This window comes from Peribacillus sp. NPDC097225 (assembly GCF_044761955.1).
GTDB lineage: Bacteria > Bacillota > Bacilli > Bacillales > DSM-1321 > Peribacillus.
Map to the genome: position 1 here is coordinate 114,615 of NZ_JBIWDJ010000003.1, position 25,150 is coordinate 139,764.

Annotated in this window: 27 protein-coding genes; 21 read left to right on the forward strand and 6 right to left on the reverse strand. The window is 40.6% G+C overall.

The annotated features are described in order from the left end of the window. Positions 1–357 precede the first annotated feature (357 nt). From ACIQXH_RS10625 to chrS, 13 genes are all read left to right on the forward strand, one after another. Positions 358–831 carry a flavin reductase family protein gene (locus ACIQXH_RS10625; RefSeq protein ID WP_402990613.1) on the forward strand — a complete coding sequence of 158 codons (474 nt, stop codon included), beginning with the start codon at positions 358–360 and terminating at the stop codon, positions 829–831. A gap of 14 nt (positions 832–845) precedes the next feature. Beyond that, the gene (locus ACIQXH_RS10630; RefSeq protein ID WP_402955403.1) at positions 846–1,640 is read left to right on the forward strand and encodes a 2-keto-4-pentenoate hydratase; all 795 of its coding nucleotides are present in this window, start codon (positions 846–848) and stop codon (positions 1,638–1,640) included. Continuing rightward, positions 1,637–2,527: an acetaldehyde dehydrogenase (acetylating) gene (locus tag ACIQXH_RS10635; protein WP_402867564.1), complete on the forward strand. Its 891-nt coding sequence runs from the start codon at positions 1,637–1,639 to the stop codon at positions 2,525–2,527. Before ACIQXH_RS10630 ends, ACIQXH_RS10635 begins: the two co-directional genes overlap by 4 nt. Then, entirely contained in the window at positions 2,524–3,516 is a 993-nt protein-coding gene (gene dmpG / locus ACIQXH_RS10640) for a 4-hydroxy-2-oxovalerate aldolase (RefSeq protein WP_402867565.1), read from the forward strand. The genes ACIQXH_RS10635 and dmpG overlap by 4 nt, the downstream gene beginning before the upstream one ends. A gap of 20 nt (positions 3,517–3,536) precedes the next feature. Then, a complete protein-coding gene (locus ACIQXH_RS10645; RefSeq protein ID WP_402867566.1) occupies positions 3,537–4,334 on the forward strand; it encodes an adenylyltransferase/cytidyltransferase family protein in 798 nt (265 codons plus the stop codon). A gap of 466 nt (positions 4,335–4,800) precedes the next feature. Beyond that, positions 4,801–5,403: a YdhK family protein gene (locus ACIQXH_RS10650; RefSeq protein ID WP_402867567.1), complete on the forward strand. Its 603-nt coding sequence runs from the start codon at positions 4,801–4,803 to the stop codon at positions 5,401–5,403. 405 nt (positions 5,404–5,808) lie between these two features. Further along, the gene (locus ACIQXH_RS10655) at positions 5,809–6,960 is read left to right on the forward strand and encodes an FIST signal transduction protein (protein ID WP_403123405.1); all 1,152 of its coding nucleotides are present in this window, start codon (positions 5,809–5,811) and stop codon (positions 6,958–6,960) included. 374 nt (positions 6,961–7,334) lie between these two features. Beyond that, complete coding sequence (locus ACIQXH_RS10660; protein WP_403123804.1) at positions 7,335–7,952, forward strand: methyl-accepting chemotaxis protein; 618 nt, start codon at positions 7,335–7,337, stop codon at positions 7,950–7,952. Between the two features lie 139 nt (positions 7,953–8,091). Further along, positions 8,092–8,214, forward strand: a complete 123-nt coding sequence (locus ACIQXH_RS10665) for a hypothetical protein (RefSeq protein WP_402867568.1) — start codon at positions 8,092–8,094, stop codon at positions 8,212–8,214. 166 nt (positions 8,215–8,380) lie between these two features. Further along, positions 8,381–9,106 (forward strand): hypothetical protein, encoded by a 726-nt coding sequence (locus ACIQXH_RS10670; RefSeq protein ID WP_403123408.1) that lies wholly within the window; start codon positions 8,381–8,383, stop codon positions 9,104–9,106. Continuing rightward, entirely contained in the window at positions 9,099–9,833 is a 735-nt protein-coding gene (locus ACIQXH_RS10675; protein ID WP_403123411.1) for a hypothetical protein, read from the forward strand. The genes ACIQXH_RS10670 and ACIQXH_RS10675 overlap by 8 nt, the downstream gene beginning before the upstream one ends. 112 nt (positions 9,834–9,945) lie before the next feature. Further along, the gene (locus ACIQXH_RS10680; RefSeq protein WP_402990607.1) at positions 9,946–11,244 is read left to right on the forward strand and encodes an arsenic transporter; all 1,299 of its coding nucleotides are present in this window, start codon (positions 9,946–9,948) and stop codon (positions 11,242–11,244) included. A gap of 106 nt (positions 11,245–11,350) precedes the next feature. Further along, on the forward strand, positions 11,351–11,827 hold the full coding sequence (chrS, locus tag ACIQXH_RS10685; RefSeq protein ID WP_402867572.1) for a chromate efflux transcriptional regulator ChrS: 477 nt from the start codon (positions 11,351–11,353) through the stop codon (positions 11,825–11,827). Between the two features lie 94 nt (positions 11,828–11,921). Here chrS and ACIQXH_RS10690 read toward each other — a convergent pair whose 3' ends face one another. Continuing rightward, positions 11,922–12,743, reverse strand: coding sequence for a purine-nucleoside phosphorylase (locus tag ACIQXH_RS10690; protein ID WP_402867573.1), 822 nt, complete (start codon positions 12,741–12,743; stop codon positions 11,922–11,924). A gap of 263 nt (positions 12,744–13,006) precedes the next feature. Here ACIQXH_RS10690 and ACIQXH_RS10695 point away from each other — a divergent pair, with 263 nt between their 5' ends. Beyond that, positions 13,007–13,522, forward strand: a complete 516-nt coding sequence (locus ACIQXH_RS10695) for a hypothetical protein (protein WP_403123414.1) — start codon at positions 13,007–13,009, stop codon at positions 13,520–13,522. Between the two features lie 76 nt (positions 13,523–13,598). Here ACIQXH_RS10695 and chrA read toward each other — a convergent pair whose 3' ends face one another. Continuing rightward, positions 13,599–14,153 carry a chromate efflux transporter ChrA gene (chrA, locus tag ACIQXH_RS10700; RefSeq protein ID WP_403123418.1) on the reverse strand — a complete coding sequence of 185 codons (555 nt, stop codon included), beginning with the start codon at positions 14,151–14,153 and terminating at the stop codon, positions 13,599–13,601. Further along, positions 14,153–14,740: a chromate efflux transporter ChrB gene (chrB, locus tag ACIQXH_RS10705; protein ID WP_403123421.1), complete on the reverse strand. Its 588-nt coding sequence runs from the start codon at positions 14,738–14,740 to the stop codon at positions 14,153–14,155. The genes chrA and chrB overlap by 1 nt, the downstream gene beginning before the upstream one ends. A 269-nt stretch (positions 14,741–15,009) precedes the next feature. On the opposite strand from chrB, the gene ggt reads away from it, so the two are divergent. The 5 genes from ggt (at position 15,010) to sipW (ending at position 20,815) form a co-directional block, all read left to right on the forward strand. Further along, positions 15,010–16,590 (forward strand): gamma-glutamyltransferase, encoded by a 1,581-nt coding sequence (gene ggt / locus ACIQXH_RS10710; RefSeq protein ID WP_403123424.1) that lies wholly within the window; start codon positions 15,010–15,012, stop codon positions 16,588–16,590. 692 nt (positions 16,591–17,282) lie between these two features. Next, positions 17,283–17,876 carry a TasA family protein gene (locus tag ACIQXH_RS10715; protein WP_402867581.1) on the forward strand — a complete coding sequence of 198 codons (594 nt, stop codon included), beginning with the start codon at positions 17,283–17,285 and terminating at the stop codon, positions 17,874–17,876. A gap of 77 nt (positions 17,877–17,953) precedes the next feature. Next, on the forward strand, positions 17,954–19,543 hold the full coding sequence (locus ACIQXH_RS10720) for a M4 family metallopeptidase (RefSeq protein WP_402868512.1): 1,590 nt from the start codon (positions 17,954–17,956) through the stop codon (positions 19,541–19,543). A gap of 236 nt (positions 19,544–19,779) precedes the next feature. Beyond that, positions 19,780–20,268 carry a hypothetical protein gene (locus tag ACIQXH_RS10725; protein WP_402867582.1) on the forward strand — a complete coding sequence of 163 codons (489 nt, stop codon included), beginning with the start codon at positions 19,780–19,782 and terminating at the stop codon, positions 20,266–20,268. 31 nt (positions 20,269–20,299) lie between these two features. Beyond that, entirely contained in the window at positions 20,300–20,815 is a 516-nt protein-coding gene (sipW, locus tag ACIQXH_RS10730) for a signal peptidase I SipW (RefSeq protein ID WP_402868514.1), read from the forward strand. A gap of 110 nt (positions 20,816–20,925) precedes the next feature. Here sipW and uraH read toward each other — a convergent pair whose 3' ends face one another. Genes uraH through ACIQXH_RS10745 form a run of 3 tightly spaced genes read right to left on the reverse strand, consistent with a single transcriptional unit; the run spans position 20,926 to position 23,169 of the window. Next, complete coding sequence (gene uraH, locus ACIQXH_RS10735) at positions 20,926–21,285, reverse strand: hydroxyisourate hydrolase (RefSeq protein WP_402867583.1); 360 nt, start codon at positions 21,283–21,285, stop codon at positions 20,926–20,928. Positions 21,286–21,331: 46 nt separating this feature from the next. Next, complete coding sequence (uraD, locus tag ACIQXH_RS10740; RefSeq protein ID WP_402867585.1) at positions 21,332–21,829, reverse strand: 2-oxo-4-hydroxy-4-carboxy-5-ureidoimidazoline decarboxylase; 498 nt, start codon at positions 21,827–21,829, stop codon at positions 21,332–21,334. Between the two features lie 14 nt (positions 21,830–21,843). After that, entirely contained in the window at positions 21,844–23,169 is a 1,326-nt protein-coding gene (locus ACIQXH_RS10745; protein ID WP_403123427.1) for a nucleobase:cation symporter-2 family protein, read from the reverse strand. A gap of 342 nt (positions 23,170–23,511) precedes the next feature. Between ACIQXH_RS10745 and ACIQXH_RS10750 the strand changes: the two genes are divergently transcribed. Continuing rightward, on the forward strand, positions 23,512–23,829 hold the full coding sequence (locus ACIQXH_RS10750; RefSeq protein ID WP_403123430.1) for a DUF3870 domain-containing protein: 318 nt from the start codon (positions 23,512–23,514) through the stop codon (positions 23,827–23,829). 148 nt (positions 23,830–23,977) lie between these two features. Then, on the forward strand, positions 23,978–25,138 hold the full coding sequence (locus tag ACIQXH_RS10755; RefSeq protein WP_403123432.1) for a DUF819 family protein: 1,161 nt from the start codon (positions 23,978–23,980) through the stop codon (positions 25,136–25,138). Positions 25,139–25,150: the final 12 nt, after the last annotated feature.

A 25,150-nucleotide genomic window follows, 5' to 3' on the forward strand; every position in this document is an offset into this window, starting at 1 on the left:
TCACTTTTCTCTACAAGAATAATAGTGAATGGTGGGAAAATTCGGAAATTTTTCTTCCATGAACAGAATTCTATTTGAAAAAAAAGAGATTTACAAGCAAAAAAATAAGGATACTAATTTGTGTTTTGAAAGAGAACAAAAATGAAAAAGAAAAATTTCCGATTTACAATGTGGAATTTTTAATGGAAGGATATATGATACAGCTGATTTTTTGTAAAAATAATTCACAAAGAATTCAAATTTATTTTCATGTGCAATTTTATTGTTTTTATCTGAATTTTCAATAAAAAATACAATGATAATTTTAAATGGACTGATTTATGATTGAATTATTCAGTTACGAATGGAGGAATTAGGATGGATGATCGTTTATTTAGAGATGCAATGGGAAAGTTTGCGACAGGTGTAACCGTTCTTTTAACAGAAAACGAAGGTGAAACACATGGAATGACGGCAAATGGTTTCGTGTCAATATCATTGGATCCTAAGCTTGTCTTAATTTCCGTTGGACATAAAGCAAAATTCTTAGAGAAAGTTTCACAATCCAAAAAATACACAGTTAATATTTTAGCCGAAGACCAAGAGCATTATTCACGTCATTTCGCTGGGAGACCTGGTGATGCAGTAGAATTCGAAGCATTGGCTGAACAACCTGTATTAAAAGGGGCCATCGCCCAAATTGCATGTGAAGTCGTATCGGAACATGTAGAAGGTGACCATACATTATTCATTGGTAAAGTAATCGACTTACATCTTGAAGATAAAAATCCGTTATTGTTCTTCAGTGGTAAATATCATCAGTTGAATGCGGTAGAAACAGTCAATTCATAAAAGGAGAATGGTCTATGAATACACAAAAAATGGCGGAAGCATTGCTTGAAGCGGAACGTACGAAACAGCCCATTGCACCATTAACTGAAACTTATGAAAAGATTACCCCTGCTGATGCCTATGCCGTGCAATTGGCGCAAATTCGTCAAAAGACGGACAACGGGGCGTCTGTAAAAGGGCTGAAAATTGGGTTGACGAGTAAAGCGATGCAAGAAATGTTGAATGTCTATACACCGGATTACGGCTTCATTTTAGATACGATGGTTTACGACGAGGCTGATGGTTTAAGGACTGAGTCCTTCATTCAACCAAAGGTGGAATTTGAAATCGCATTTGTTTTCAATAAAGAGTTAAAAGGACCTGACGTGACGGTGCAGGATGTAATCGATGCCACGGCATATGTTGTGCCAGCAGTGGAAGTGATCGATAGCCGGATTGCGAATTGGGAAATAAAGTTCGAGGATACAGTGGCGGACAATGGCTCTTCGGCAGGTGCCATTTTAGGAGAAAAGCGGACCCTGCTTGAAGAGATTGAAGACATCACGAATATACCAATGACCGTGCATAAAAATGGTGAATTCTTAGATGAAGCAACGAGCGCGGCCGTGTTAGGCAACCCGCTCCAAGCGGTGGTATGGTTAGCAAATGAAGTGAGTACATATGGGATCTCCATCGAGCCTGGCATGTTTGTTTTATCAGGAGCCCTATCAAAAGCCGTGACCTTTGAAACAGGCGATAAATTCGAAGTGGACTTCGGTCAGCTCGGAAAAGTAAGCGTTAACATTTCTAAGGAAGTGGTGAAAAAATGACGAAGCTTAAAGTGGGAATCATCGGGTCAGGAAATATAGGCACCGACTTAATGTACAAAATCGAGCGCAGCCCCGTATTGGAAATGAGTGTGATGGTAGGCATCGACCCGAATTCCGATGGTTTAAAACGTGCAAAGAAGCGCGGATATGAAATAATTTCAAATGGGATTGACGGACTCATGGAACGTGTTGATTTAGTGGATATCGTTTATGACGCGACAAGTGCGTATGCACATAAGCATAATAGCGATCGATTAACGGCTGCCAATAAAAAAGTAATTGATTTAACACCAGCTGCAATCGGACCATTTACAGTTCCACCAGTAAATTTAAAAGAGCATATCGATAAACCGAATGTGAATATGGTTACGTGTGGCGGTCAGGCGACAATTCCCATCATTCATGCCATAAATCGGATTGTTTCCGTAGAGTATGCTGAAATTGTCGCAACCATTTCAAGCCTTTCTGCCGGTCCTGGTACACGCGCAAATATCGATGAATTCACAAGTACAACTTCTAAAGCGATCGAAGTGGTAGGAGGTGCGAAAAAAGGGAAAGCCATTATCATTTTGAATCCTGCGGACCCACCAGTTATTATGCGTGATACCATCCATGCTTTGGTCGAAGAAGAAGGTCATGAAGAAGCGATCACCAAGTCGATTCACGACATGGTAGCGGAAGTGCAAGCTTACGTACCAGGTTATACATTAAAAGTGTCGCCGATTTTTGAAGGTAGGAAAGTATCCGTATTTGTCGAAGTGAATGGGGCAGCAGACTATCTACCGGCTTACGCTGGTAACTTGGATATTATGACGGCAGCTGCCGTGCAAGTCGGCAATGAAATGGCACGTCATTTACAAAGAGGGAAGGAGGAGGTCATCTCATGACATTAAATATTTTAGATGTATCGTTACGTGATGGAAGTCACTCTGTCCGCCATATGTTTACAGAGGAACAAGTACGTGCTGCAGCAAAAGGTTTAAATGCGGCGGGTGTTCGCTATTTTGAAGTATCACATGGAGATGGCTTGGGTGGTTCTTCCTTACAATATGGTTTGTCAGCAACCGATGAACTGAAACTGATTGAAGTGGCTGTATCAGAATGTACGACTTCAGAAGTCGCTGTATTATTGATTCCTGGAATCGGTACAAAACATGACTTGGAAAATGCAGCGAACTTAGGGGCGAAAATGGTTCGTGTAGCAACGCACGTAACAGAAGCCGATGTAGCAGCCCAACATATTGAATTAGCACGCAAACTCGACTTGAAAACAGCTGGATTCTTAATGATGAGCCATATGGCGCCTGTTGAAAAAATCGTGGAGCAGGCAAAATTATTTGAAAGTTACGGAGCAGAGATCGTATATGTAACAGATTCGGCTGGAGCCATGTTACCAAAAGATGTAACCGAGCGAATTACAGCGCTTAAACAAACTTTACAATGTGATATCGGTTTTCATGCCCATAACAATTTATCGATGGCCATGGCTAATACAGTTGCAGCGGTGGAGGCTGGAGCCACTTATATTGATGGAAGCATGCGTGCATTAGGTGCAGGGGCCGGTAATACACAAACAGAAGTAATGGTCGCTGTTTTAGAAAAACTAGGTTTTGAAACGGGCATCGATTTATATACATTAATGGACACGGCGAATGATGTAATTGCGCCCATCATGCAACAATCACAAGAAATAACTGGCGGTAGCTTAACCTTAGGGTATGCTGGCGTGTACTCAAGCTTCTTATTGCATGCACAAAAGGCCGCAAAACAATTTGGTGTCGACGAACGGGACCTTTTAATGAAAATCGGCCAAATGAAAGCGGTTGGTGGGCAAGAAGATTTAATTTATGAAGTGGCACAAAATCTAGCAAGATAAAGAAAAAGGAGAGAATCGCAATGAAGGTAATCTATGTGAATGCGAATAATTTACAAGAGATTAAGCAAACCGCTCCCCATGTAGCGATGGCCCTTGGTTATTTTGATGGTGTGCATTTAGGGCATCAAAAAGTTATTCGAACCGCTAAAGAAAAAGCAAAAGCACAAAACTTATCTCTAGCGGTTCTCTCTTTTTTTCCGCATCCTAAAAGTGTGCTATTTTCGGATAAAGAAGTTTCCTATCTTGAGCCGCTAGAACAAAAGGTTGAGAAACTAGAAAGGCTTGAAGTGGATATTTTTTATATCGTGGAATTCACAAAGGAATTAGCTAAAGTAGAAGCGAACGATTTTTTAGATGATTATATTATTGGGTTGAATGCTAAGGAAATCATTTGCGGTTTCGATTACACATATGGGGCAAAAGCGAGTGGAACTGTTCATACCCTGGCAACTTATGCAGCAATCCAGCAAGTAGGCCTCTCAGTTGTCGAAGAGCTAAAGTGGAATGATCAAAAAATCAGTTCGACCTTGATTCGGAGGTATTTATCAGAACGAAAGCTTAGTGAATTACCGAGGCTATTGGGACGCTTTTATAAAACGAAATATTGTCAGAAAAATGGTCTACTACCTAATTATTCGTTACCGAATGTAGGTAGCTATAAAGTATTGATAGAAGATCAACATTCTATTATTGAGTGTGTTGCGACAGTGAAGTGCAAAAAATATATTCAGATTCATCATGAACTGTCGACTCTGCCGAATTTATTAACGATACAATGGGTTGATCAAGTTGATCGACTAGAAACAATACCTAGCTAGCTGAATACTCTTTGAATCATGTGGCAGAACCATTACTGAAATTGTTCTGCTTTTAGTTTTTTTGAATGCAGATCCCCTAAAAACACTTATTTCAAATCTTTCCTCATGGACGACTTTCTTCTATTATATATTAACTGCAAACGCTTCCGATTTTCCCATATGAACTTTCCCTTTCAAGAATTCAGCAGACTCTAACCATCTCGGAATAGGGGCTGGAAACTATTGAGATTGCTATAAACAAACGAATCAATTTTAGTCCGAACAATCGGGTTAAGGAATCAATATAAAGAGATAGTGTTGTTCATCATGTCATATAATCCATGTTTATGGTGATTCTAATGGGGTAAAAATATAAGAGAGACAGGATACTTACACATGTAGTAAGGGTGAGCAGAGTACATACATATATTTTAGGCTAGCATTCTGTTTCGACTTATTAAATAATCTATTAGGAGTGACTACAACTATGAAAAGCAAAAAATTAGCAATTGGTTTGGTTTCTTTGGCATCAGCTTTCGCATTATCCGCATGTAATGATGATAATGAGGAGAAAAGCACGGATCAAACACCGAAAACGGAACAAAGTACGGATACAGATACGACTAAAGAGGAAACGAATCATATGGACCATGCTAAAGATACTTCCAATGAGGCAGAGGTTCCTGATGGTTTGAAAGCTGCAGAGAATCCAAAGTATGAAGTGGGAAGTAAAGCAACGATTAAATCAGATCATATGGAAGGCATGGATGGAGCCGAAGCAACAATTGTCGGAGCCTATGATACGACAGCTTATTCCGTTACGTATACACCTACAACAGAGGATAAAAAAGTTGAAAATCATAAATGGGTGATTCATGAAGAAATCGAGGATGCTGGGGAAGTTCCGTTAGAACCAGGTACTGAAGTGACTCTTGATACCGATCATATGGAGGGTATGGAAGGCGCAAAAGGTGTCATTGAGGAAGCCGATACCACTACCGTTTATATGGTTGATTACAAACCTACCGATGGTGGGATTGAAGTGAAAAACCATCAATGGGTAACAGAAAGTGAACTATCATCTAAATAATGATGATGAGCTGTCAAAAGACCTTATCCCTTTACCGGTAAGGTCTTTTTGGCGTTGAGTTCATTTAGTCATTCATGATATTTAAAAAAACATGTCCTGCTAATGGAGGACATGTTTTTTTATTTTATCTCATTCATGATCAATATTCGCTGCTTTCTGTAGTCATTTCGAAAATTTCGCCTTGTGAAGGGGGAGGATGATTGACTGATTCTGTAGAATACCAGTGAAATTCAGCGGTTTATTTCCCTGTTTTTATAATAGTTAAGGGGATTTTGTCGATATAAGTAGAGGCGTCTTTTAGGAGAGTAGAATCTTCTTAAAAGCTCTCTAAAAGACCGAGGACTAGTAAAAGGATGATCCTTGTATTTTCAAAAGATATCAGCATATGTAGGGGGACAAACGTAAATGGTGCAAATAAAATCCGCTTATAGTAGTAAAAAAACTGCATTAGAAGCCTTTCGCGAATTGAAGAGCGGTATACATAGTGAACCAAAATTACTTCTTTTTTTTGCAAGTACCACTCAAAACTTCGAGGAATTAACGGGGCTTTTTCATGAGTCGTTCCCACACTCCGAGATATTGGGATTAACCACTGTTGGTGAAATAGGTCCCAATGGGATTACGGAACATGGGGTTTCGGCCATGAGTTTTAATGGAAGTAATTTCTCGGCAAAAGGTGTGATGATCAAAGATATCATCAAATATCCGATTTTTTATCGCGATCATTTAATTCAAGGGTTAAGTGAGGTTGGGATTGATCGAAATAGTAGGAATATCGAGACGGAAGGCATCGGCCTTGTCTTTCCCAATGGGTTAGTGGGGGCGGAGGAAAAGATGCTTTCCGTTGTGAACTCGGTATTTAAACAAGAAGGGTTTCCACTGTTTGGCGGTACGGCAGGGGATGATGAAAAGTTTCTAGAGACAATGGTTTCTTATAACGGGGAAACTTCGAATACGGCCGGTCTGGTTGCTTTCATTAAAACGGATGATGAGTTTGTCATTCTTAAGGAGAATATCTTTAAGACGACTGGCAAGGAAATGAAGATTACTAAGTCGGATACGGAAAGTCGCACGGTTTATGAAATGAATGGAAAAAGGGCAACGAGTGAATATGCCCGATTATTGGGAGTTCCTGAGAATCAGCTCTCCAAACATTTTATGTCCAATCCTTTAGGTCGTGCGGTCAACGAGGAAATCTATATAGCATCTCCTTTCCAAACACAGCCGGACGGATCCATACAGTTCTACTGCCAAATATTCCAGGACTCGGTTGTAGAGATATTGGAGCCGAAAAATCCAGTGGAAACGCTGAAAAGTACAGTGGCTGATTTCAAAGAAGAGTTTTCTCAATTGGATGGCGTACTGGGCATCAATTGCATATTACGAAAACTACAATTTAAAAGTCAAGGAATCGTCGCCACGTTAAATAAGGAATTAGAGAAACTTCCTCATTTGGGTGGGTTTTGCAGTTACGGGGAGCAATTAAATAACATGCAATTAAATCAGACCCTTATATTACTGGGGTTCGGGAAACGCAAACGAGGAGATAGAAAATGAGTATTCTAGATTTGCTTCGTAAGGACAACGTCGAGAAAGTGACGAAGAAAGAAATCATCGAGCTTGCGACCACGATGGATAAACAAGACTTCGATCAAGTTGTAAAGGGATTAGAAGACTTGGTCGGACTGTTACGGGATACCAGTAGCGACAATTCCAAGCAGGATAGCCAGTTGAATCATTTCGTCCATGATTTGAAATCTAGTATCGAAGTTCAGAATCTGGCCTTGGGAGAGACGGTTTCTAATATTCGTCATGTAGTAGGCAGTACGGAAAACATCGAGACGATTACGGATGAAGTATCTATACAAACAAAAGAAAGTATGGAAATGGTCTTGGCTGGTAGTGATAATATCGATAACTTGGTCAACCAAATGACGAATGTTAATGCGATGTTCCAACAATTCGAAGAAACCATCATGAGTTTACAAGAAGAAATCAAAGAGATTTCAAGCTTTGTCGTGGTGATTGAATCGATCGCCGATCAAACGAATCTTCTCGCCTTGAATGCTTCGATTGAGGCAGCTAGAGCCGGGGAGCACGGACGAGGTTTTGCTTTAGTGGCACAGGAAGTAAGGAAATTGGCAGATAAAAGCAAAGCCTCCCTGACGGAAATCAATCTGAAGGTAAATAGTATCGTGAAGAATGTGGACACTTTTTCAAGTAGTGTTTCAGAGAAAACGAAAGAAATTGAAGCGGTTATCCTGACCACTGAAAATACGAAAAAGTACTTTATTGATATTTCCAGCAATGAGAAGAAATTATCCGAGAAAATGAACGAAATCAAAAAGGCCACGGGTATTACCCTTCATGAAATGATCGGTTTCTCAGAGGGACTGGATGACGTGCTGAATGGTTTTATCGACAATAACGATAAAATCAAGGCACTCCATGCTCTATCACAGGAAAAGTTCATTTTTTCTACAGAAGCTTTTTCCTATATTACACAAATGAAAGACTTGGTTCATTCTTTGAAGCAGGGGAAGCTGTAGACCCTGCAACTAATTGTGAAAGATAGAGGAAAACTGCCATTCCAAGGGCAGTTTTTTTATTTTAGTTTATACAAATTATTTTGCCTCAAGGAAACATTTTGTCGGAATTGCATAGATTATAAAAAAGGAGAGGATTCATATGAATTTTACGAACCGTACCCAAAAGAAAATCATTGGATATTCCACCTTGTTCAAGAAGTTGGGAATTATCAATGATAAGGAATATAAAAATATAATGAATACTGTTCAATCGAAGGATTAAGCTGTGGATACCTATAACCGCGGTTTTCAATAAAAGGTAAGACCCCATCTTTATTACTAAGTAAGGTGGGGGAGGCTGCGGTTACAAAAGAGATGGGATATGGTAGAGTGATTATATTACATTTAATAGGTAAACATCCGTTAAGTGGTGGGAGGATGAGTTGAAAATGAAGCAGAACGTGTTTGTACATATGCCCTCTTTTATTCTATTAGTCTTCAGTTATTTACTTATTGCCCTACTATTCTTTGTTGTTTACAAAAAACAACAGAATCCGCCAAAGGTATGGAAAGGGCTCCTAGTTATGCTCATTGGGATTTTTTCTTTCAGTATTCATTTTAATTTATCAAGTGAAGTGACAAAGATACCAATATTGCCATTAGGGGTCGTCTTTTTATATTGGTTTTTGAGAAGAAAGGGAAATACAGAGCGTTGGTCGCGGTACCGTCGTTATGCTTGGTTAGGGTTTTGGGTGAACTTCATTTTTTTGGCTTTTTCATTCTTAAACTCGCCGCTTGAACATCTAATGTTCCCAAAAGATCAACCCTCGACCTATATGCAGGACGTTGAAAAAGCTTCCCTGATTATCACTCACCCGGCTGGCAAGGATGTCACATTGAATAATGAGGTGTTGCAAGTACAGGTGGACAAGATGAAACAAAATCAAATCAAATATGAATCTTGGTATTATAAAATTAATGAAAAGAACGGGTATAAAGAACGGTTCCCTTATCTTTTGACAGGAACGGTTCCTGAAAAGGGCAGCGGACTTGAAACAGTCATTTATGTAGAAGATGATGGAAAGGGTTTCCTCATTACACCGAATAATGGAGGCCAGGTTTACTTCCGGTCGGAAGAATCTGTGTTGACCGGAGGTGCTGAAAAAAGTGAATAAAAAAACGAAAACCATCATTTTAGTGATGGTGATTGTCCTTATAGTGGGAGTCCTTTTGATCATTCGAGCTCCAAGAGAACCTGAAGCATTTCTTACAGATAAACAAGTGATTAAACGAATCAATTCTTTTTTTCCTGAATCAGAGCCTAAAATCATTCAAGACGTTCTTTATTTAGATGAAACCCATGTTTTTGTCCCTTTCATCAATGAAAGCAAAGAATACGGGATGAGTTTCTGGGTATGGAAGGACAATAAATGGAGAGCAGCTTCCGTAGATAATGGGGGTGAGCCAAAAGCCTGGAATGGAGAAGGAGATTCATTTTTTATGTGGAATCTGGATCCAAAGGATGAAGTGTCTGAAATTAAGGCGTTTATGAAAAAAGATAGGAATTTCAGTGTATCAGGGGATGAAGCGACCTACGAACCTGGTTTAGAAATGATGCACAGTATCACGGTGGAGGATAAATCATATGGAGTGGAAAAATATCCGGATAGCTGGCGGACTCTTATGGATCAGTATGCAGAAGTACAGAAAGAATCCAGTTTTGATGGGTTCTTTGAGTATGGACAAACATTTAAAATAGGTAATAGATTCTATGACAAGGACGGCAAGGAAGTTCTTCCGACGGTGCCTACCGATGGAATCGGGTATTCAACAGGGAATGATTATGTGGATGTGCCTTATCTAATGGATTTGGTAGATGATGAATTGGAAGGCTCATATTAACAGGGGGCTGCCAAGAAATTGGTGGCCTTTGTGCGTTGTGTGAAAACTAGTATTCTTATATAGTTAAGGGAAGAAAGTTTTATAGAAGGAGTGGCTTAGAGGTGCTGGCATCATGAGTTCGACGTTTTTAGCTCTACTTATTTTTATGATTACATTAGTGTTGGTCATCTGGCAGCCAAAGGGTCTGGGAATTGGCTGGAGTGCCTGCGGAGGGGCGATCATCGCTCTTTTGTTCGGTGTTGTTTCATTCCAGGATGTAAGTGATGTGACGCAGATTGTTTGGAATGCGACATTGACGTTCGTGGCCCTGATTATCATTTCGTTAATTTTAGATGAAATTGGATTTTTTGAATGGGCTGCGCTTCATATGGCCCGATATGCAGATGGTAAAGGCTTCCGTCTCTTCATTTTGGTGATGATTCTAGGAGCCATCGTTTCGGCGCTTTTTGCAAACGATGGGGCGGCATTGATCTTGACGCCGATTGTGCTAGCGATGGTGCGAGCATTGAAGTTCGACGATAAGATGGTGCTCCCATTCATCATGGCGAGCGGATTCATTGCCGATACGACTTCCTTGCCATTCGTCATCAGTAATCTGGTGAATATTGTGTCAGCGGACTTTTTCGGGATCGGTTTTGGTGAATATGCCAGCCGGATGATCGTTCCGACTTTATTCAGTTTAGGAGCTAGCATTCTCGTATTGTATTTGTTTTTCAAAAAGGATCTACCTGTAACCTATGATTCCTCTCATTTGAAGCGTCCTGCCGAAGCGGTAAAGGATCCACGTATGTTCAAGATTTCCTGGTTCGTCCTGGCTATTCTTCTAGTCGGCTATTTTTCAAGTGAGTTTGTAGGTTTACCCGTTTCGTTTGTGGCTGGTGCAATTGCCATTGTCCTTTTGATTTTGGCAAGAAGAAGTCCAGCCGTGAAAATCCGTACCGTTTTAAACGGTGCCCCATGGAATATCGTATTCTTCTCGATTGGGATGTATGTGGTCGTATATGGACTGCGAAATGTAGGACTGACTAGTCTGTTAGCTGACGTCATTAAGGCAACGGCCAATCAAGGTTTGTTTTCGGCGACGATTATCATGGGATTCATTGCGGCTATTCTATCTTCATTCATGAATAATCTGCCAACGGTCATGATTAATGCCTTGGCCATTGCGGAAGTTCAAACAACGGCGCCTATTAAGGATGCTCTGATTTATGCCAACGTCATCGGTTCCGATTTAGGACCAAAGATCACGCCAATCGGCTCTTTGGCCACACTTTTATGGCTCCATGTATTAAAGCTAAAAGGTGTCCGGATCACATGGGGATATTATTTTAAAGTAGGAATTATCCTGACTGTTCCAACACTATTCATCACTCTGTTTGGACTATATATTTGGCTATTGATTCTTCATTAACGAAACTGCCGGTTTTCTGGCAGTTTTTCTTTTGCATGAAAATAATTGGTGAAGGGCCCTATCCTTTGAGATAATAGAATAAATGATTCGAAAAGGAGTTACATAGATGGCAGAGGACTTTAGCATTCCAAGCACCAAGGTGGATGAAATCGATAAGAAAATCATTTCAATCTTGCATGAAGATGCGCGGATTTCGTATACGGATTTAGCAAAGCAAGTGGAACTGTCGAGAGTGGCGGTTCAGACGAGAATCAATCATTTAGTGGAAAAAGGGGTGATTGAACGTTTTACCGCTGTCATCAATCCGGCTAAGATAGGCATTCATGTTTCTGCATTTTTCAATGTCGAGGTGGAGCCTAAATATTTGGAATCGGTGGCACAACAACTGGAGGATGAGCCTGCAGTAACGAGTTTGTATCATATGACGGGGCCTAGTAAGCTGCATATGCATGGAATCTTCACGGATAATCAGGAGATGGAACGCTTCCTCAATGAAAAGTTATATCCGGTCGTCGGGGTTGTCAGCGTCGATTGCCAACTCCTTATTAAACGCTATAAGAGCCGGATGGGAATGAAGCTCTAGGAAAAGCTCCATGTAGAGATAAAAAAAGATTGTCGAGAAGATATAGTTATCTCGGCAATCTTTTTTTGTCGGCAAAATGCCTACAATTCTATTACTATTCCATTTCTTCCACAATTCCTTTGACCAATCCAACGAATTGCGTTCTAACTTTACTTGCAACTTCAATCACTTCATCATGACTTAATGGTTGATCTAAAATCCCGCAAGCCATATTCGTTAAGCAGGAAATCCCTAGCACTTTCATCTTGCCATGGACGGCTACAATGGCTTCCGGAACGGTTGACATCCCTACAGCGTCTGCCCCCAGCGTACGAATCATTCGAATTTCCGCTGGTGTTTCATATGCGGGACCACTCCACCAAGCATAGACGCCCTGTTGCAAGGAAATGTTCTTTTCCTTAGCTACTTTGGACGCAATGTTTCGCAAGTCAGGATGATAAGTTTGGGAAAGGTCAGGGAAGCGAGTACCCAATTCATCATTATTAGGTCCTATGAGAGGATTTGTACCAACTAAATTGATATGGTCGGTAATGAGCATTAAATCACCTGGATTAAAGTCTGTATTAACTGCGCCACAAGCATTGGTAATGATCAATTGCTCCACCCCTAATGCCTTCATGACACGTACGGGAAATGTCACTTCATCTAGTGTATATCCTTCATAATAATGAAAGCGTCCTTTCATAGCCACTACAGTCTTACCTTTCAATTGCCCGATTACTAGTTCGTTTGCGTGTCCGATTGCTTCGGATTTTGCAAAGTGAGGAATTTCACTATATGGGATTTTGAACGGGTTCTCAATTTCATCAGCAAGAGATCCTAACCCCGATCCTAAAATCATACCGATTGTTGGCTGATTGTCCGTTTTACTCATAATAAAATCTCTGGTCTCTAAAATTTCTTGTAATCTTTGCATACAAAATTCCTCCTCGATAAATGAAAATCCAAGTACTCTATTTGAATATGGATGGTAACCAAAAGTTTAAGGGCTTTACTGGCTAATGTAAATAAAATATTTAGATAAATGGTAATATTAAAATAACTTTTTTAAATGAACGGGGGAGTTGTTGATCATAATTGCTAAAGAATAACTAGAAATTATTAGTGAAATTAAAACTGAACAAGCAGATCAAATCTAAAACTCAATGGCTATCAACTAATTTATAAGGAGACAATTTAATGTTTGGATTTTTCCGTATGTATCGATTTACATTATCAATTTTACTATTATCAATTATTGTATTAAGTGGTTGTGGAACCACTAATAAAATGGATTTCTATGAAAATACTGATAGCACAAGTTTGTCAGAGGAAGTAAATACAATTTCTTTAAATTCAACAGAAGATAAGATTAAAGAAATTTTAGGAGAACCAGACTTTGTTGAAGAGGTAGAAAAGTCAAAATCCACCTATTTAATATATGGGAAAGATAGAGATAATAGTGATATAGAGTTTCAAATAGTTAATGGGCAAGTTGCTAGTTATTTTTTTTCAAACAATACATATAAAACATCAAAGAAAATAACAAAGGGCAGTTCAAAGGAAGATGTTATACAAGAATATGGAGAAAATTACTACGAAAGAGATGATTCTGGTGCTAAAATAATTGGTTACTTTGATAAAACCCAAAAGGTTAATATGGAATTTTCTTTTAATGAAACGATAGAGGGGATAATCATATCAAAAATTAATTAATTTAGTAGTTTAGTTATTGTATCAAATGGTTTTCTTGCCACCTTAATAAAAAAAACCACCTTTAAGGTGGATTTTTTTATGTAATCGGGAGGATGAACCCTCCATAGGCAAAGGCAAAAATGATGACGAAGGCAGGGTGAATCTTGAATTTCCCCAATGCTAGGAAGGCAATTCCAGCAATGATTAAGGAATGAATATACCCGATGGAGCCGACAGCGTCAGCAGCCATCTGCCATGTAAGCAATAGCATCATGATGGCGATCACGGGCTGAACGAGTAAGGACATGCCTTTTACGATGGGCGACTGCTTGTATTTTCGCAAGATTTTCAATAAATAAATCAAGGCCACGGCAGAAGGAATGATCGTCCCCGCCAAAGCGACGAAGAACCCGGGCCATCCGTAAACATCGTAACCGACATAGGCGGCGATTTTTGTGGCAATCGGTCCTGGAAGGGAGTTTCCAAGCGCAAGCATTTGTGAGAATTCCGTATTAGAAAGCCAACCATAGCGGGTGACAATTTGGTCGTACATAAGCGGAATCGAAGCTGGACCTCCTCCATAGCCAAGGATATTCGCTATGAAAAATGCCAAGAACACAGCTACACCAATCGGGATGAAAATGGCACCCATTATGCTGATTCCTCCTTCTTATCCTGTTTCTTATTTTTCAATCTGTTCTTCAATTTAAAATGAAAGGCACCATATAAAAGGAAAATCATGATGACGATACCAGGATGCAGGGAAACGACCTGAAGAAGTAAGAAGGAGATGGAAAAAAATAAGATGCCAAGCACTTTCCCTAACCCTTTAACGGCCTTTTCACCAAACTCATATGCCATTTGTCCAAGCATGACAGCAACGACTGGCATCACGGCAGCAATCATATTGCTAATCATCGCCGAATTACTGAGGACGTTTATGAAGGCGATCAAGAATACCATGGCAAAGGCAGATGGTAAGATATGCGCCGCCACACTTACGATGGCACCAGGCCATCCTTTCAGTTTGTACCCCAGATAGGCGGCCATCTTTGTGGCAATCGGACCAGGGAGTGTATTGGCAATGGCCAATGTATCACCGAATTCGTCATCATCTAGCCAATGATAACGGGAAACTGCTTCATGCCGGATGAGTGGAATGACCGAGGGACCACCACCGAACCCTAAAATCCCCGTCCGCATCATTCCCACGGTTAATTCGCCATATGGATTGTTCACATTGGTTCCTCCTCTGTTCGAATAATAATTTCCATGATTATCTATTAATCATAACAAAATAGGTTTCGAAATGCTCATAAAATTTTAATAAAAGTATCGAATTGTATGTAATTATATAACTTATTAGTTCAATAGATGATTTAAAGATGAAAATGATTTCTATTTGTTAATAAAAACAAAAAAGTGGATTACGTATTGTGAGTTAATGGTTTATAATACAAATATAGTTAATTTTCAGAAAAAATAAAATAAATGAAAGGAGCAACTGTATGACACAATCGATTATCGGAACGAAGAGCATGGTAGTGAGCCCCCACTATTTAGCATCGATGGCGGGAAATCATATTCTCGAAAAAGGAGGCAATGCTTTTGATGCAGCGGTGGCTGTCAGCGCCTGCCTGGGTGTTGTTTATCCGCATATGACGGGACTTGGCGGTGATATGTTCTGGCTGAATTATGAAAACAGTGACGGGAAAATAAGTGTTTATAATGGTAGCGGACGATCTGGGGCAAATGTCAGCCGTGAAACGTATGCAGGGGAAGCGGCCATTCCCTTTCGTGGCATAAGGAGTGCCATCACCGTTCCGGGAATGGTAGATAGCTGGGATGCTATATTAAAAGAATTAGGTACCTTATCATTGGCTGAGGTTCTTGTACCGGCAATCGAGTATGCGGAAAATGGTTTTCCCATTACGAAGAACCAAGTGGACTATACAAAGCAGAACTGGGACTGGCTTTCAAAGATGCCGATCACGGCCGATATTTATACGCCAGGAGGAAGAATTCCGGAAGTGGGGGAACGTTTTTTTCAAAAAGACTTGGCCCGTAGTTTAACCTTGATTGCTGAACGGGGGAGGGATGTTTTTTATCATGGCGAACTTGGTCAATCCATCGTTACTTATTTGCAGGAACAAGGTGGACTGTTAACCGCTGCTGACTTTGCCAACCATGAAGGTAACTGGGTCGAACCTATATCCACTACCTACCGCGACTATACCATTTATCAAGTCCCACCCAACTCTCAAGGGTTCGTCGGTTTGCTGGCATTGAATATTCTAGAGAACTTTGACTTGGAAAACATGGAGCATGGATCTGCCGATTATTATCATCTATTGGCGGAGGCGTTAAAAGCAGGGTTTCGTGATAGAAACGAGGTATTAACGGATCCTGAATTCTTTGAGATTCCCCTGGGTAAGCTCCTTGATAAGCGATATGCTGCCAAGATCGGGGCAGCCATTCAACGAACGAAGGCAGAAAGGGTAGCCAGCCCGCCGATGGGCAGTGACACCGCTTATGCCGCCGTTGTAGATAAGGATGGAAATTCCGTATCATTCATTCAGAGCCTGTACTTCGAGTTCGGATCGGGTGTCGTTGCCGGGGATACAGGAGTGATTCTTCAAAACCGGGGGTCCTTTTTCTCGCTAGATTCCAACCATGTCAATACTTTGGAACCTAACAAGCGTTCCTTCCATACCCTGATGCCGGCAATGGCCTGTAAGGATGGAAAACCTAGCATTATTTACGGAACGCAAGGTGGGGAAGGTCAACCGCAGACGCAAACCGCGATCATTACCCGGATGATCGATTATGGGATGGATCCCCAAACGGCCATCAATGAGCCTCGTTTTGTCTGGGGCAGGACCTGGGGAGAATCTAGTGAGGCGTTACGCATCGAAAGTCGTGTCGAGAAAGATACCATTAAGGAACTCCAAGAAAAAGGGCATCTTGTCGAAGTCGTGGATGAGTTTGATGGGGCAATGGGACATGCGCAGGCCATCCGGATCGATGAGCATGGATTCCTTAAAGGTGGAGTCGACCCTCGGGGAGACGGTGCAGCCGTCGGATCTTGAAAAGAGTACGAATGTGCCCTCGATATAACCTGATTTCATTTCATGAAAAACGTAGGGTCCCGGCTTAAAAGCCGGGGCCCTACGTTTTTTTACTACTGCTTTTAATAGTCGCCAACTTTGTTCATACGAACGGCGTATATCTCGAATCTCTGGAAATACTATTGTGGTCCAATAAGTTATTTTAATATAGAGAATGTCACACCTGTGATACGAAAGTTTCGAAGAAATCCAGAATTTCACTCGCCTTCTCATGTCATTTTAAGTCGTCAATTAAAAATAAACTTTAAGTATTTGTCAACTGTAATTTAGGATTATATACGCGAGAAGATAGGAAAAATAAGATAAAATGACCGATTATATAGAACTAGTTTTCATTTGAGTATAAATCTATATGACTATTTACAATAATATGTAAATGTAGGTATGATTATGTCAACGCATTCTTTATAGAGAACTTACCAATCTTAATAAAGAATACAGTGGGTCTAAAGTTCTACTAATATAGTTTTGGAGTGGTAGCCTCATGAGGTTCCATCTGTATGTGAAATAAAAAGAGAGGAGATTATTTTTAATTTACTTAATATTTAGTCAATTAAAATTAATTTGTAACCATTTAAAAGAGTAAAGAACGCTGGAAGTAGCTCAGCAAGTTTCATGGTATTTTAAAAAATAGAGATGCGGGGGGAAATGAAGTGGGTATTAAGAAAAAATTAGGTTTAGGCATTGCATCAGCAGCATTAGGACTATCACTGATTGGTGGGGGTACATATGCTTATTTCAGCGATCAAGAAGTGACGAATAATACGTTCGCAGCCGGTACATTGGATTTGTCCATTAATCCACAAACAATCGTCAATCTTGAGAATATGAAACCCGGTGACTCGAAAACAACTGAATTTAAATTAGCGAATAATGGTTCGTTGAAAATAAAAAACGTCAATCTTAAATCGGCCTATACAGTCATAGATGCTAAGGGTGACAATGGTTCTGAAGACTTCGGGAAGCATATCCGGGTGAATTTCTTATGGAACTGGGACAAAGAGAATGAACCTATTTTTGAAACAACTCTACTAGAATTAAAAAATATGGATCCAGACGTTGTTGAAAAAAATGTTTTCGATCCTTTCTTTGCGAAAAATGGAGGACTTGAGCCGGGTGCTGAAAATGATCTTTGGGTACAGTTTGAATTTATCGATAATGGTGAGGATCAAAATGTATTACAAGGAGATCAACTTAAACTTGACTGGACATTTATCGCCAATCAAGCGGATGGTGAAGCTAAGTAAAATTTTTCATATACCTATGAGAATTAATTTGAAAACTATTTATCAGGGAGATGAGATAATTGAAAGTAAATAAGAAAATGATTTCTTCTACTTTAGCTCTATCCGTTTTTTTAGGGACGTTCGGTACAGCTGGATCACTTGTAGGTGCTCAGGACACTATTAAATATAATGATGAATATAAAACTCCTTCTTTTATCGGGGAAACTTGGTCCCCAAAAGGGAAAAGTGGCTTAAGCAAGAAGGAAATCGCCTATTCTTTCCTTAACGAGAATAGTAAGAAGTTTAAATTAAAAGGTGATATGAAAAAAAACTTTAAAGTAATAGACGAACAAGCTGATAAAGAGGTCGGAACCCATCACTTTAGACTGGTTGAACAGTATAAAGGAGTTCCTATATTCGGATCGGATTCGACGATAGCGATTGACGAGGATAATAATGTTACGTCGTTCTTCGGTGAAGTAGTACCCGATCTAGAGAACGAAAATATCAAGACAGAGGTTGCCATTTCTGAAACAGAGGCGATTGAAGTAGCCAAACAGGATCTTGAAAAGAAAATTGGCAAGGTAGATCAGTACGATGGTGACATTGCTGTTGAACAGTATATTTATGAATTCGATGGAGCATTCCATAATACTTTTCTAGTTAAAGCCTCTACTATTGAACCCGAGGTTGGATACTGGCATTATTTCATTGATTCTACCAATGGAAAAGTTGTAGATAACTATAATGCTTCCCATGAAGTTACGGCATTTGGTAATGGCGTATTTAATAACAAGCAGATGTTTGAAGCGCAATATGCTAACGGGGTGTATGGACTCACTGATGTGACGCGAGGAAAAGGTGTAGTCACCAATGATGCAAAGAACGGCAATCAACTAGTCACAAGTCTTATTAAAATGTTTAAAGACGGTGCTGCTGTAGATGCACATGCAAATGCACAAAAGACCTATGATTATTTCAAAGGCACATTTGGCCGTAATTCGGTGGATGATAATGGCCAACAGTTAATTTCTTCGGTCCATGTGAATAATAATTGGAATAACGCATCCTGGAATGGAAGAACGATGTCATATGGTGATGGTGATGGCATCGCCTATCATAATTTCGCTGGAGGTTTGGATGTTGCTGCGCATGAGATGGCTCATGGTGTGACTCAACATACGGCAAATCTAATCTATCGAAATGAATCCGGGGCTTTAAACGAATCCATGTCCGATATATTTGCTGCCATGGTAGACAGAAGTGATGAAGAATGGCTAATTGGAGAAATGATCGTTAAAGATGGAAGAAAGGGTTTGCGTTCGATGAGTAATCCGGCAGAAATCGTTGACGTCAGAACGGATAGTGGCTATTCTCCAGATCATTGGAGTAAAAGGTATACAGGTTCTTTAGATAGTGGTGGCGTTCATATCAACAGTAGTATCAATAACAAGGCCGCTTACCTGATCTCAGAGGGTGGAACTCATTATGGAGTTACCGTGAGTGGGGTTGGACGTGAAGCGACGGAACAAATTTATTACCGCGCCCTTTCAAAATACCTGACAGCCAGTTCAAACTTTACAATGATGAAAGAAGCGGCCATTCAGGCTGCAACGGATTTATATGGAGCTAGCTCAAAAGAAGTAAGAGCTGTAAAAGCTGCATATATCGCTGTTGGTGTGAACTAAGAGTTTAAGAAGTGGAGGTGTCCCAAAAGTGTTCTTTTGGGCACTTCTTTTATATCGAATATCTCTTGAAATAAATTCTATACATAAGAGTTCCAAGAGAATATAAGTCTAAGAATCGTTAATCTGTAAGGCAGCAAGCACTATAAAGAATGAAGCCTAGGGAGAAGGGGTTTCCAATACTAAATAAAAAGGGAAATGAGAAGAGAAAAAAACGATTATGGACATTAACCAAGCTTGTGGCTATATGGTATTTATTTTTAGGAACAGTGGTGGTTGTTACGGGTCAAACGAATGCCTATTACACAGACATTGAACTAGTAAACCAAGAGATTCAAATTGGGATTTGGGAGATAGCCGAGGACATGGAGGACATGGATTGTTCTAACGCGAAAAAGAATGAAGATCATGAAGAATGTGAAGAAAAGAAGGAACCAATCGAAGATGAGCCAGATCCAAATGAAAATCAGGAGAATGAGAGTGATGAGCCTGAAACTGAAGAGAATGAAGAAGCAAAGGACTCTGATGAAAAAGTAGATGATTCCACTAAAGACGAAATTGAAAATATGCCTGAAGAAAATAAGGCTATCGATAAAGAACAAGAAAAAGAAGAAAGTGAGTTACCGATTGAAAAGGATTCTAGTACAAAGGATGAGAACACGGAGGGTAAGGGAGATAATAAGTCAGGAGGCGAAGAGTTTGAAAAGAACGCTGAAAATAATAAGTAATTTGATTACACTGGTACTATTTCTGAACTTAATGGTAATGGTATTTCTTATCATATCTTCAAAAGCGTCTGGGGGGGAACCCCAGGTTTTGGGGTATCAGCTTAAAACTGTTTTGTCCGGATCGATGGAACCTACCTTTCAAACCGGGTCAGTTATTGCTGTCAAGCCGCTAAGTTCAGACGAGAAACTAGCCCTTAAAAAAGGGGACATCATCACATTCCAAACAAGTGAGGAAATACTCATAACGCATAGGATTGCCAAGGTGAACAGTAGCGGAGAGCACGTTCTTTACGATACGAAAGGTGATAATAATAAAATGATAGATGCCGATCCGGTTCTATCCGATAATATTGTAGCTCTATACTCTGGATTCACTATTCCTTATGTAGGATATTTCATCGATTTCACCCAATCAAAAGAAGGTGCTGCTCTCTTATTGATTGGTCCGGGTTTATTGCTCTTAGCTTACTCAGGTTTTTGTATCTATCAAGGATTAAGAGAAATGGAATCAACTGAAAAACTAACACCCAAGAAAAAAATAGTGTGATGGTGTATGGGCTTAAAAAGACTAATGAATCAATAAGCAGGAAACCCCCGGCAAAGGGACAATGTATATGCCTCTTTGCCGGGGGTTTGTTTGTAGTATTCCTAAATTCATTAACTTCCCCGGTATACCTGATAGCCCCATGGGGAGACGAGTAAAGGCACATGATAGTGGGAAGCGGGGGACGCTAGACCGAAGCGGATAGGAACTTGGTCCAAAAAGGGAGGGTCAGGTAGCTCAATTGATTGACCGCGGAAGTAATCGCCGATATGAAAGACGATTTCGTACTGTCCGGTTTTTGCCTCTTCCCCGGTGAGGAGAGGGGCATCGAGCCGCCCATCCGCGTTCGTGACAGCTGTTTGGAGTAGCTGCCAGGTAGAGGATGATGATTCGGAGTAATATAATTCAATCGTGACGTTTGCAGCGGGTTTCCCGTGTGTTAAGTCCAAGATATGCGTTGTTAAACCAGACATATATGTCTCCTTATCCCTTGCATTCTTCGGCCAAGGCCGAGACTATTTAGCTTTTGATTTTTTCCTGTAAACGAAAGAACGCTATTTGATAAATCTCTGCTAAGGCCGTTTCAAACTCGGTTTCTTCTGTATGGTGAATCCTCAATTCCATTGCTTCATATATGTCATGCTTATCCTTGCCGCGTACTGCGAGGATGAAGGGGAAGTTAAACTTTTTTTGATAACGCCTATTTAATGAAAGGAAATTTTCGTATTCCAAAACGGTAAGGTCCTTTAATCCCGCTCCTCGTTGTTCCTTGGTCGAGTCAGCTGTCATTTCGACTTTGTCACCCAGGTTTGGGTGCTTCCTTATTAAATCCATTTGCATTTCCTTAGGTGCGTGGTTCACGATATCGACCATGCATTGATGAAGGCTTAATAAGGAAGAAAACGGCCTGGACGCTGAGGCTTGCTCTGGAATCCAAGGCGAGTCCTCGAAAATATCCCCGAGAATCTCCGTGAATTCCTTATGGCTTTTTTTCTGTAACATCTCCAATGTGATCATGTTCTAGACTCCTTTTATACGCTTTTGGCTAAGAGTTGGTCCGTTTCAGGCACCACTCTAGGATCTGATTTTTTATTCCGGGGAGTTAAAATTAAGTTCAGGATGATGGCTGTCAGGCTACCGGTAATGATTCCATCGCCGACAACAATACGAATCGCTTCCGGCAGGCTCGAGAACAATTCGGGAACGACCGTTGCGCCGAGACCCAATGATACCGAACATGCGATGACCAATAAATTCGAGTTATCGGAAAAGTCTACATCGCCTAACATCTTGATTCCTGAGGATACAACCATCCCGAACATGACGACAGTGGCTCCACCAAGAACGGCTGTAGGAATCAATGTAGCGAGTGCTGCAATTTTTGGAACCACTCCAAGCCCGATTAAAATGAAACCTGCCGCGATGGTGATGGATCGTTTTTTCACGCCGGACAATTGAACCAGTCCGACATTTTGTGCGAATGTGCTATAGGGAAAGGCGTTGAAGATTCCTCCTAAAGTGAAGGCAAGCCCTTCTGCGCGATAGCCCCGTACAATATCCCGTTCCTTTAAGTCACGCCCGGTTATTTTTCCAAGGGCAAGGAAGGCACCGGTCGATTCGATTAGGATGACCGTTCCGACTAGCATCATCGTCAGGATAGGCGCGATTTCAAAGGTGGGTACGCCGAAGTAGAATGGAGCAGGGACATGAAACCACGAGGCTTCCATGACGGTGGAAAAATCCATTTTTCCTGTAAATGCGGAAACGACCGTTCCTGCGATGATGCCGACCAATACGGAAATGGCACGGATGAATCCAGTGAAATACCGATTCATCAGTAAAATGATGGAAAGGACACCGAATGAGAGCATGAGGTTTTCAGCTGAACCAAAGTCTTTGCTTCCTGCACCGCCAGCCATGTTTTTAATGCCGGTGGGAACTAAGGATAATCCAATGATGATGACGACTGTCCCAGTCACGACAGGAGGAAATAACTTTAGTAGCTTGCCAAAAATATTGGAGAAAAAAATAATGAACAGACCTGCTGCGATGATCGATCCATATATGGCGGAAATGCCATAGTTACTTCCTATGGAAATCATGGGAGTGACCGCTACGAAGGAAGTCCCTAAAACAATCGGAAGCCCAATGCCGAAGAATTTGTTTTTCCATGCTTGGAGTAACGTCGCGATTCCACAGGTTAATAAGTCAATGGCAATGAGGTAAGCAAGCTGTTGAGGAGTGAAGCCTAAGGAGCCTCCGACGATGATGGGCACCAGGATTGCCCCTGCATACATGGCGAGGACATGCTGTAGGCCTAAGGAGAAAACCTTGGACTTGCCAACTTTTTCATTCATATAAGTAAAACTCCCTTCTTGAAAAAAATGTCATATAATATAACGCATGCTTGTTATGATTAATATCATCATAATAAATATTCTGATAATTGTCATTGGGTATTGTAACTAATTTTCAGAGGGGATTATGGACAAACTATATAAAGAGAGAAGAAGGTAGTCCAAAGGATGATAGAGTATTTTCCTGCTGGCTTACTTGAAAAGTGGGGATTTGTCGTAATATGCGAAATATATTGACAGATTCATAATGAACATATTAGTATATATGTAATCATTTGGTTGGAATTTAGATATCTCCATATATACCTGTTGGATGTCTGTAATGACAGGAGGCCACTAAGGATGTTTCAGGAAAATACAGTGTACATAGTGGGCGAGTCAAAGGCGGCGTCCAATAATCCGATTACTCAGCAGTTTAACTGCTTTTTTATTGGATTGGTCATTGATAGTGATACACATGAGATCGTGGATGTGGAATGTTCGACTACAATATCGCTTACATCCAAGTTCATTCGCTCCATGTTGAATGGACATTCCATTCTTCAATCTGATGTGTTGGAGAAGGAAATTGAGAAACGGTATTTTGGTTCTTCTCAGAAAGCTCTGACCGTTGCCATAAGGAATGCAAGTATTAAATATCTTCAACTTAATAAGGTATAGCTGCTTCTTTTGTTAGACGCAATTGAAATCCAGCTGTTAAAGAGTGTATTCGTGCGCTCTTTGGCAGCTGGATTTTTTTATTAGGGACATGTTGACTAAATCATAGTTTAGTAGAACGGAATCCCTTGAATATAAGGAGGTATGGGAAATGATTCAAGATGGTGTGATGTTTGTCTGTTTTTTATTGGCATTTACTGCTGCGATTGCCGTAGTGGAGAAGAAAGTAGGAGGAAAGTTCTTCAAGTATGTACCTGGTATTGTCCTCATTTATATTGGAGCGGCCTTGATGAAGACATTTGGGCTCTTTTCAGACAGTGAATCAGTCGAAAATGCATATGGTACTGTCAGGGGTCTCCTGCTTCCAGCCATGCTAATGCTTATGTTGTTGCAATGTGATATGCGTAAAATACTGAGACTTGGACCGAAGATGCTTTTAACTTTTTTTGCGGCATCTATTAGTATCATAGGAGGGTTCACTCTAACTTACGTCTTGATGAATGGTTATTATGCGGAAGGAACTTGGAAGGCATTTTCGGCTTTGAGTGCAAGTTGGACTGGGGGATCGGCCAACATGGTGATCCTGCAAGGGATATTGGATGTACCTGAAAATATCTTTGGTTATGCGTTAATAATGGATACAGTCAATTACTCCATTTGGGTTATGTTTTTGTTCTGGTTGGTACCTCTAGCCGGGAAATTCAATTTTTGGACCAAAGCGGATACTTCTTTCATTGAACAAATGACCTCCGAGCTTGAAGCGGGGGAAACGACAAAGACGGAATTTGGCTTCGTGGAATTGATCGGTTTCTTGGCGCTCGCTTTAATCGTATCAGCAGGGGCAACGAAAATCGGGGAAAATCTGCCAGTGTTGGGTGCTGCAGTGAATGGGACGACGTGGACCATCATCATCGCGTCGACTGTAGGGTTGCTTCTGGCCGTCACGAAGGTTGGGCGCATCGCGGGCTCCATGGAAATTTCCAAAGTCATGCTGTATATAGTCATTGGTTTAATTGCCTCCCATGCCGATTTTTCACAGCTGTTTCAAGCACCTGTGTATATTCTATCCGGTTTCATGATTCTATTCTTCCATGGATTGATCATGGTCATTTTGGCAAAAGTCTTCAAGTTGGATCTATTTACAATGGGAGTTGCCTCATTGGCAAATATAGGAGGGGTTGCTTCAGCTCCGATATTGGCGGGCGCATTTAACCGGGCTCTAATACCCGTCGGAATCCTGATGGCTGTTTTGGGTAGTCTTCTGGGTACCTATTTTGGAATATTTACGTCATATATACTATCAAGCTTTTAAGGAAGGAATGTT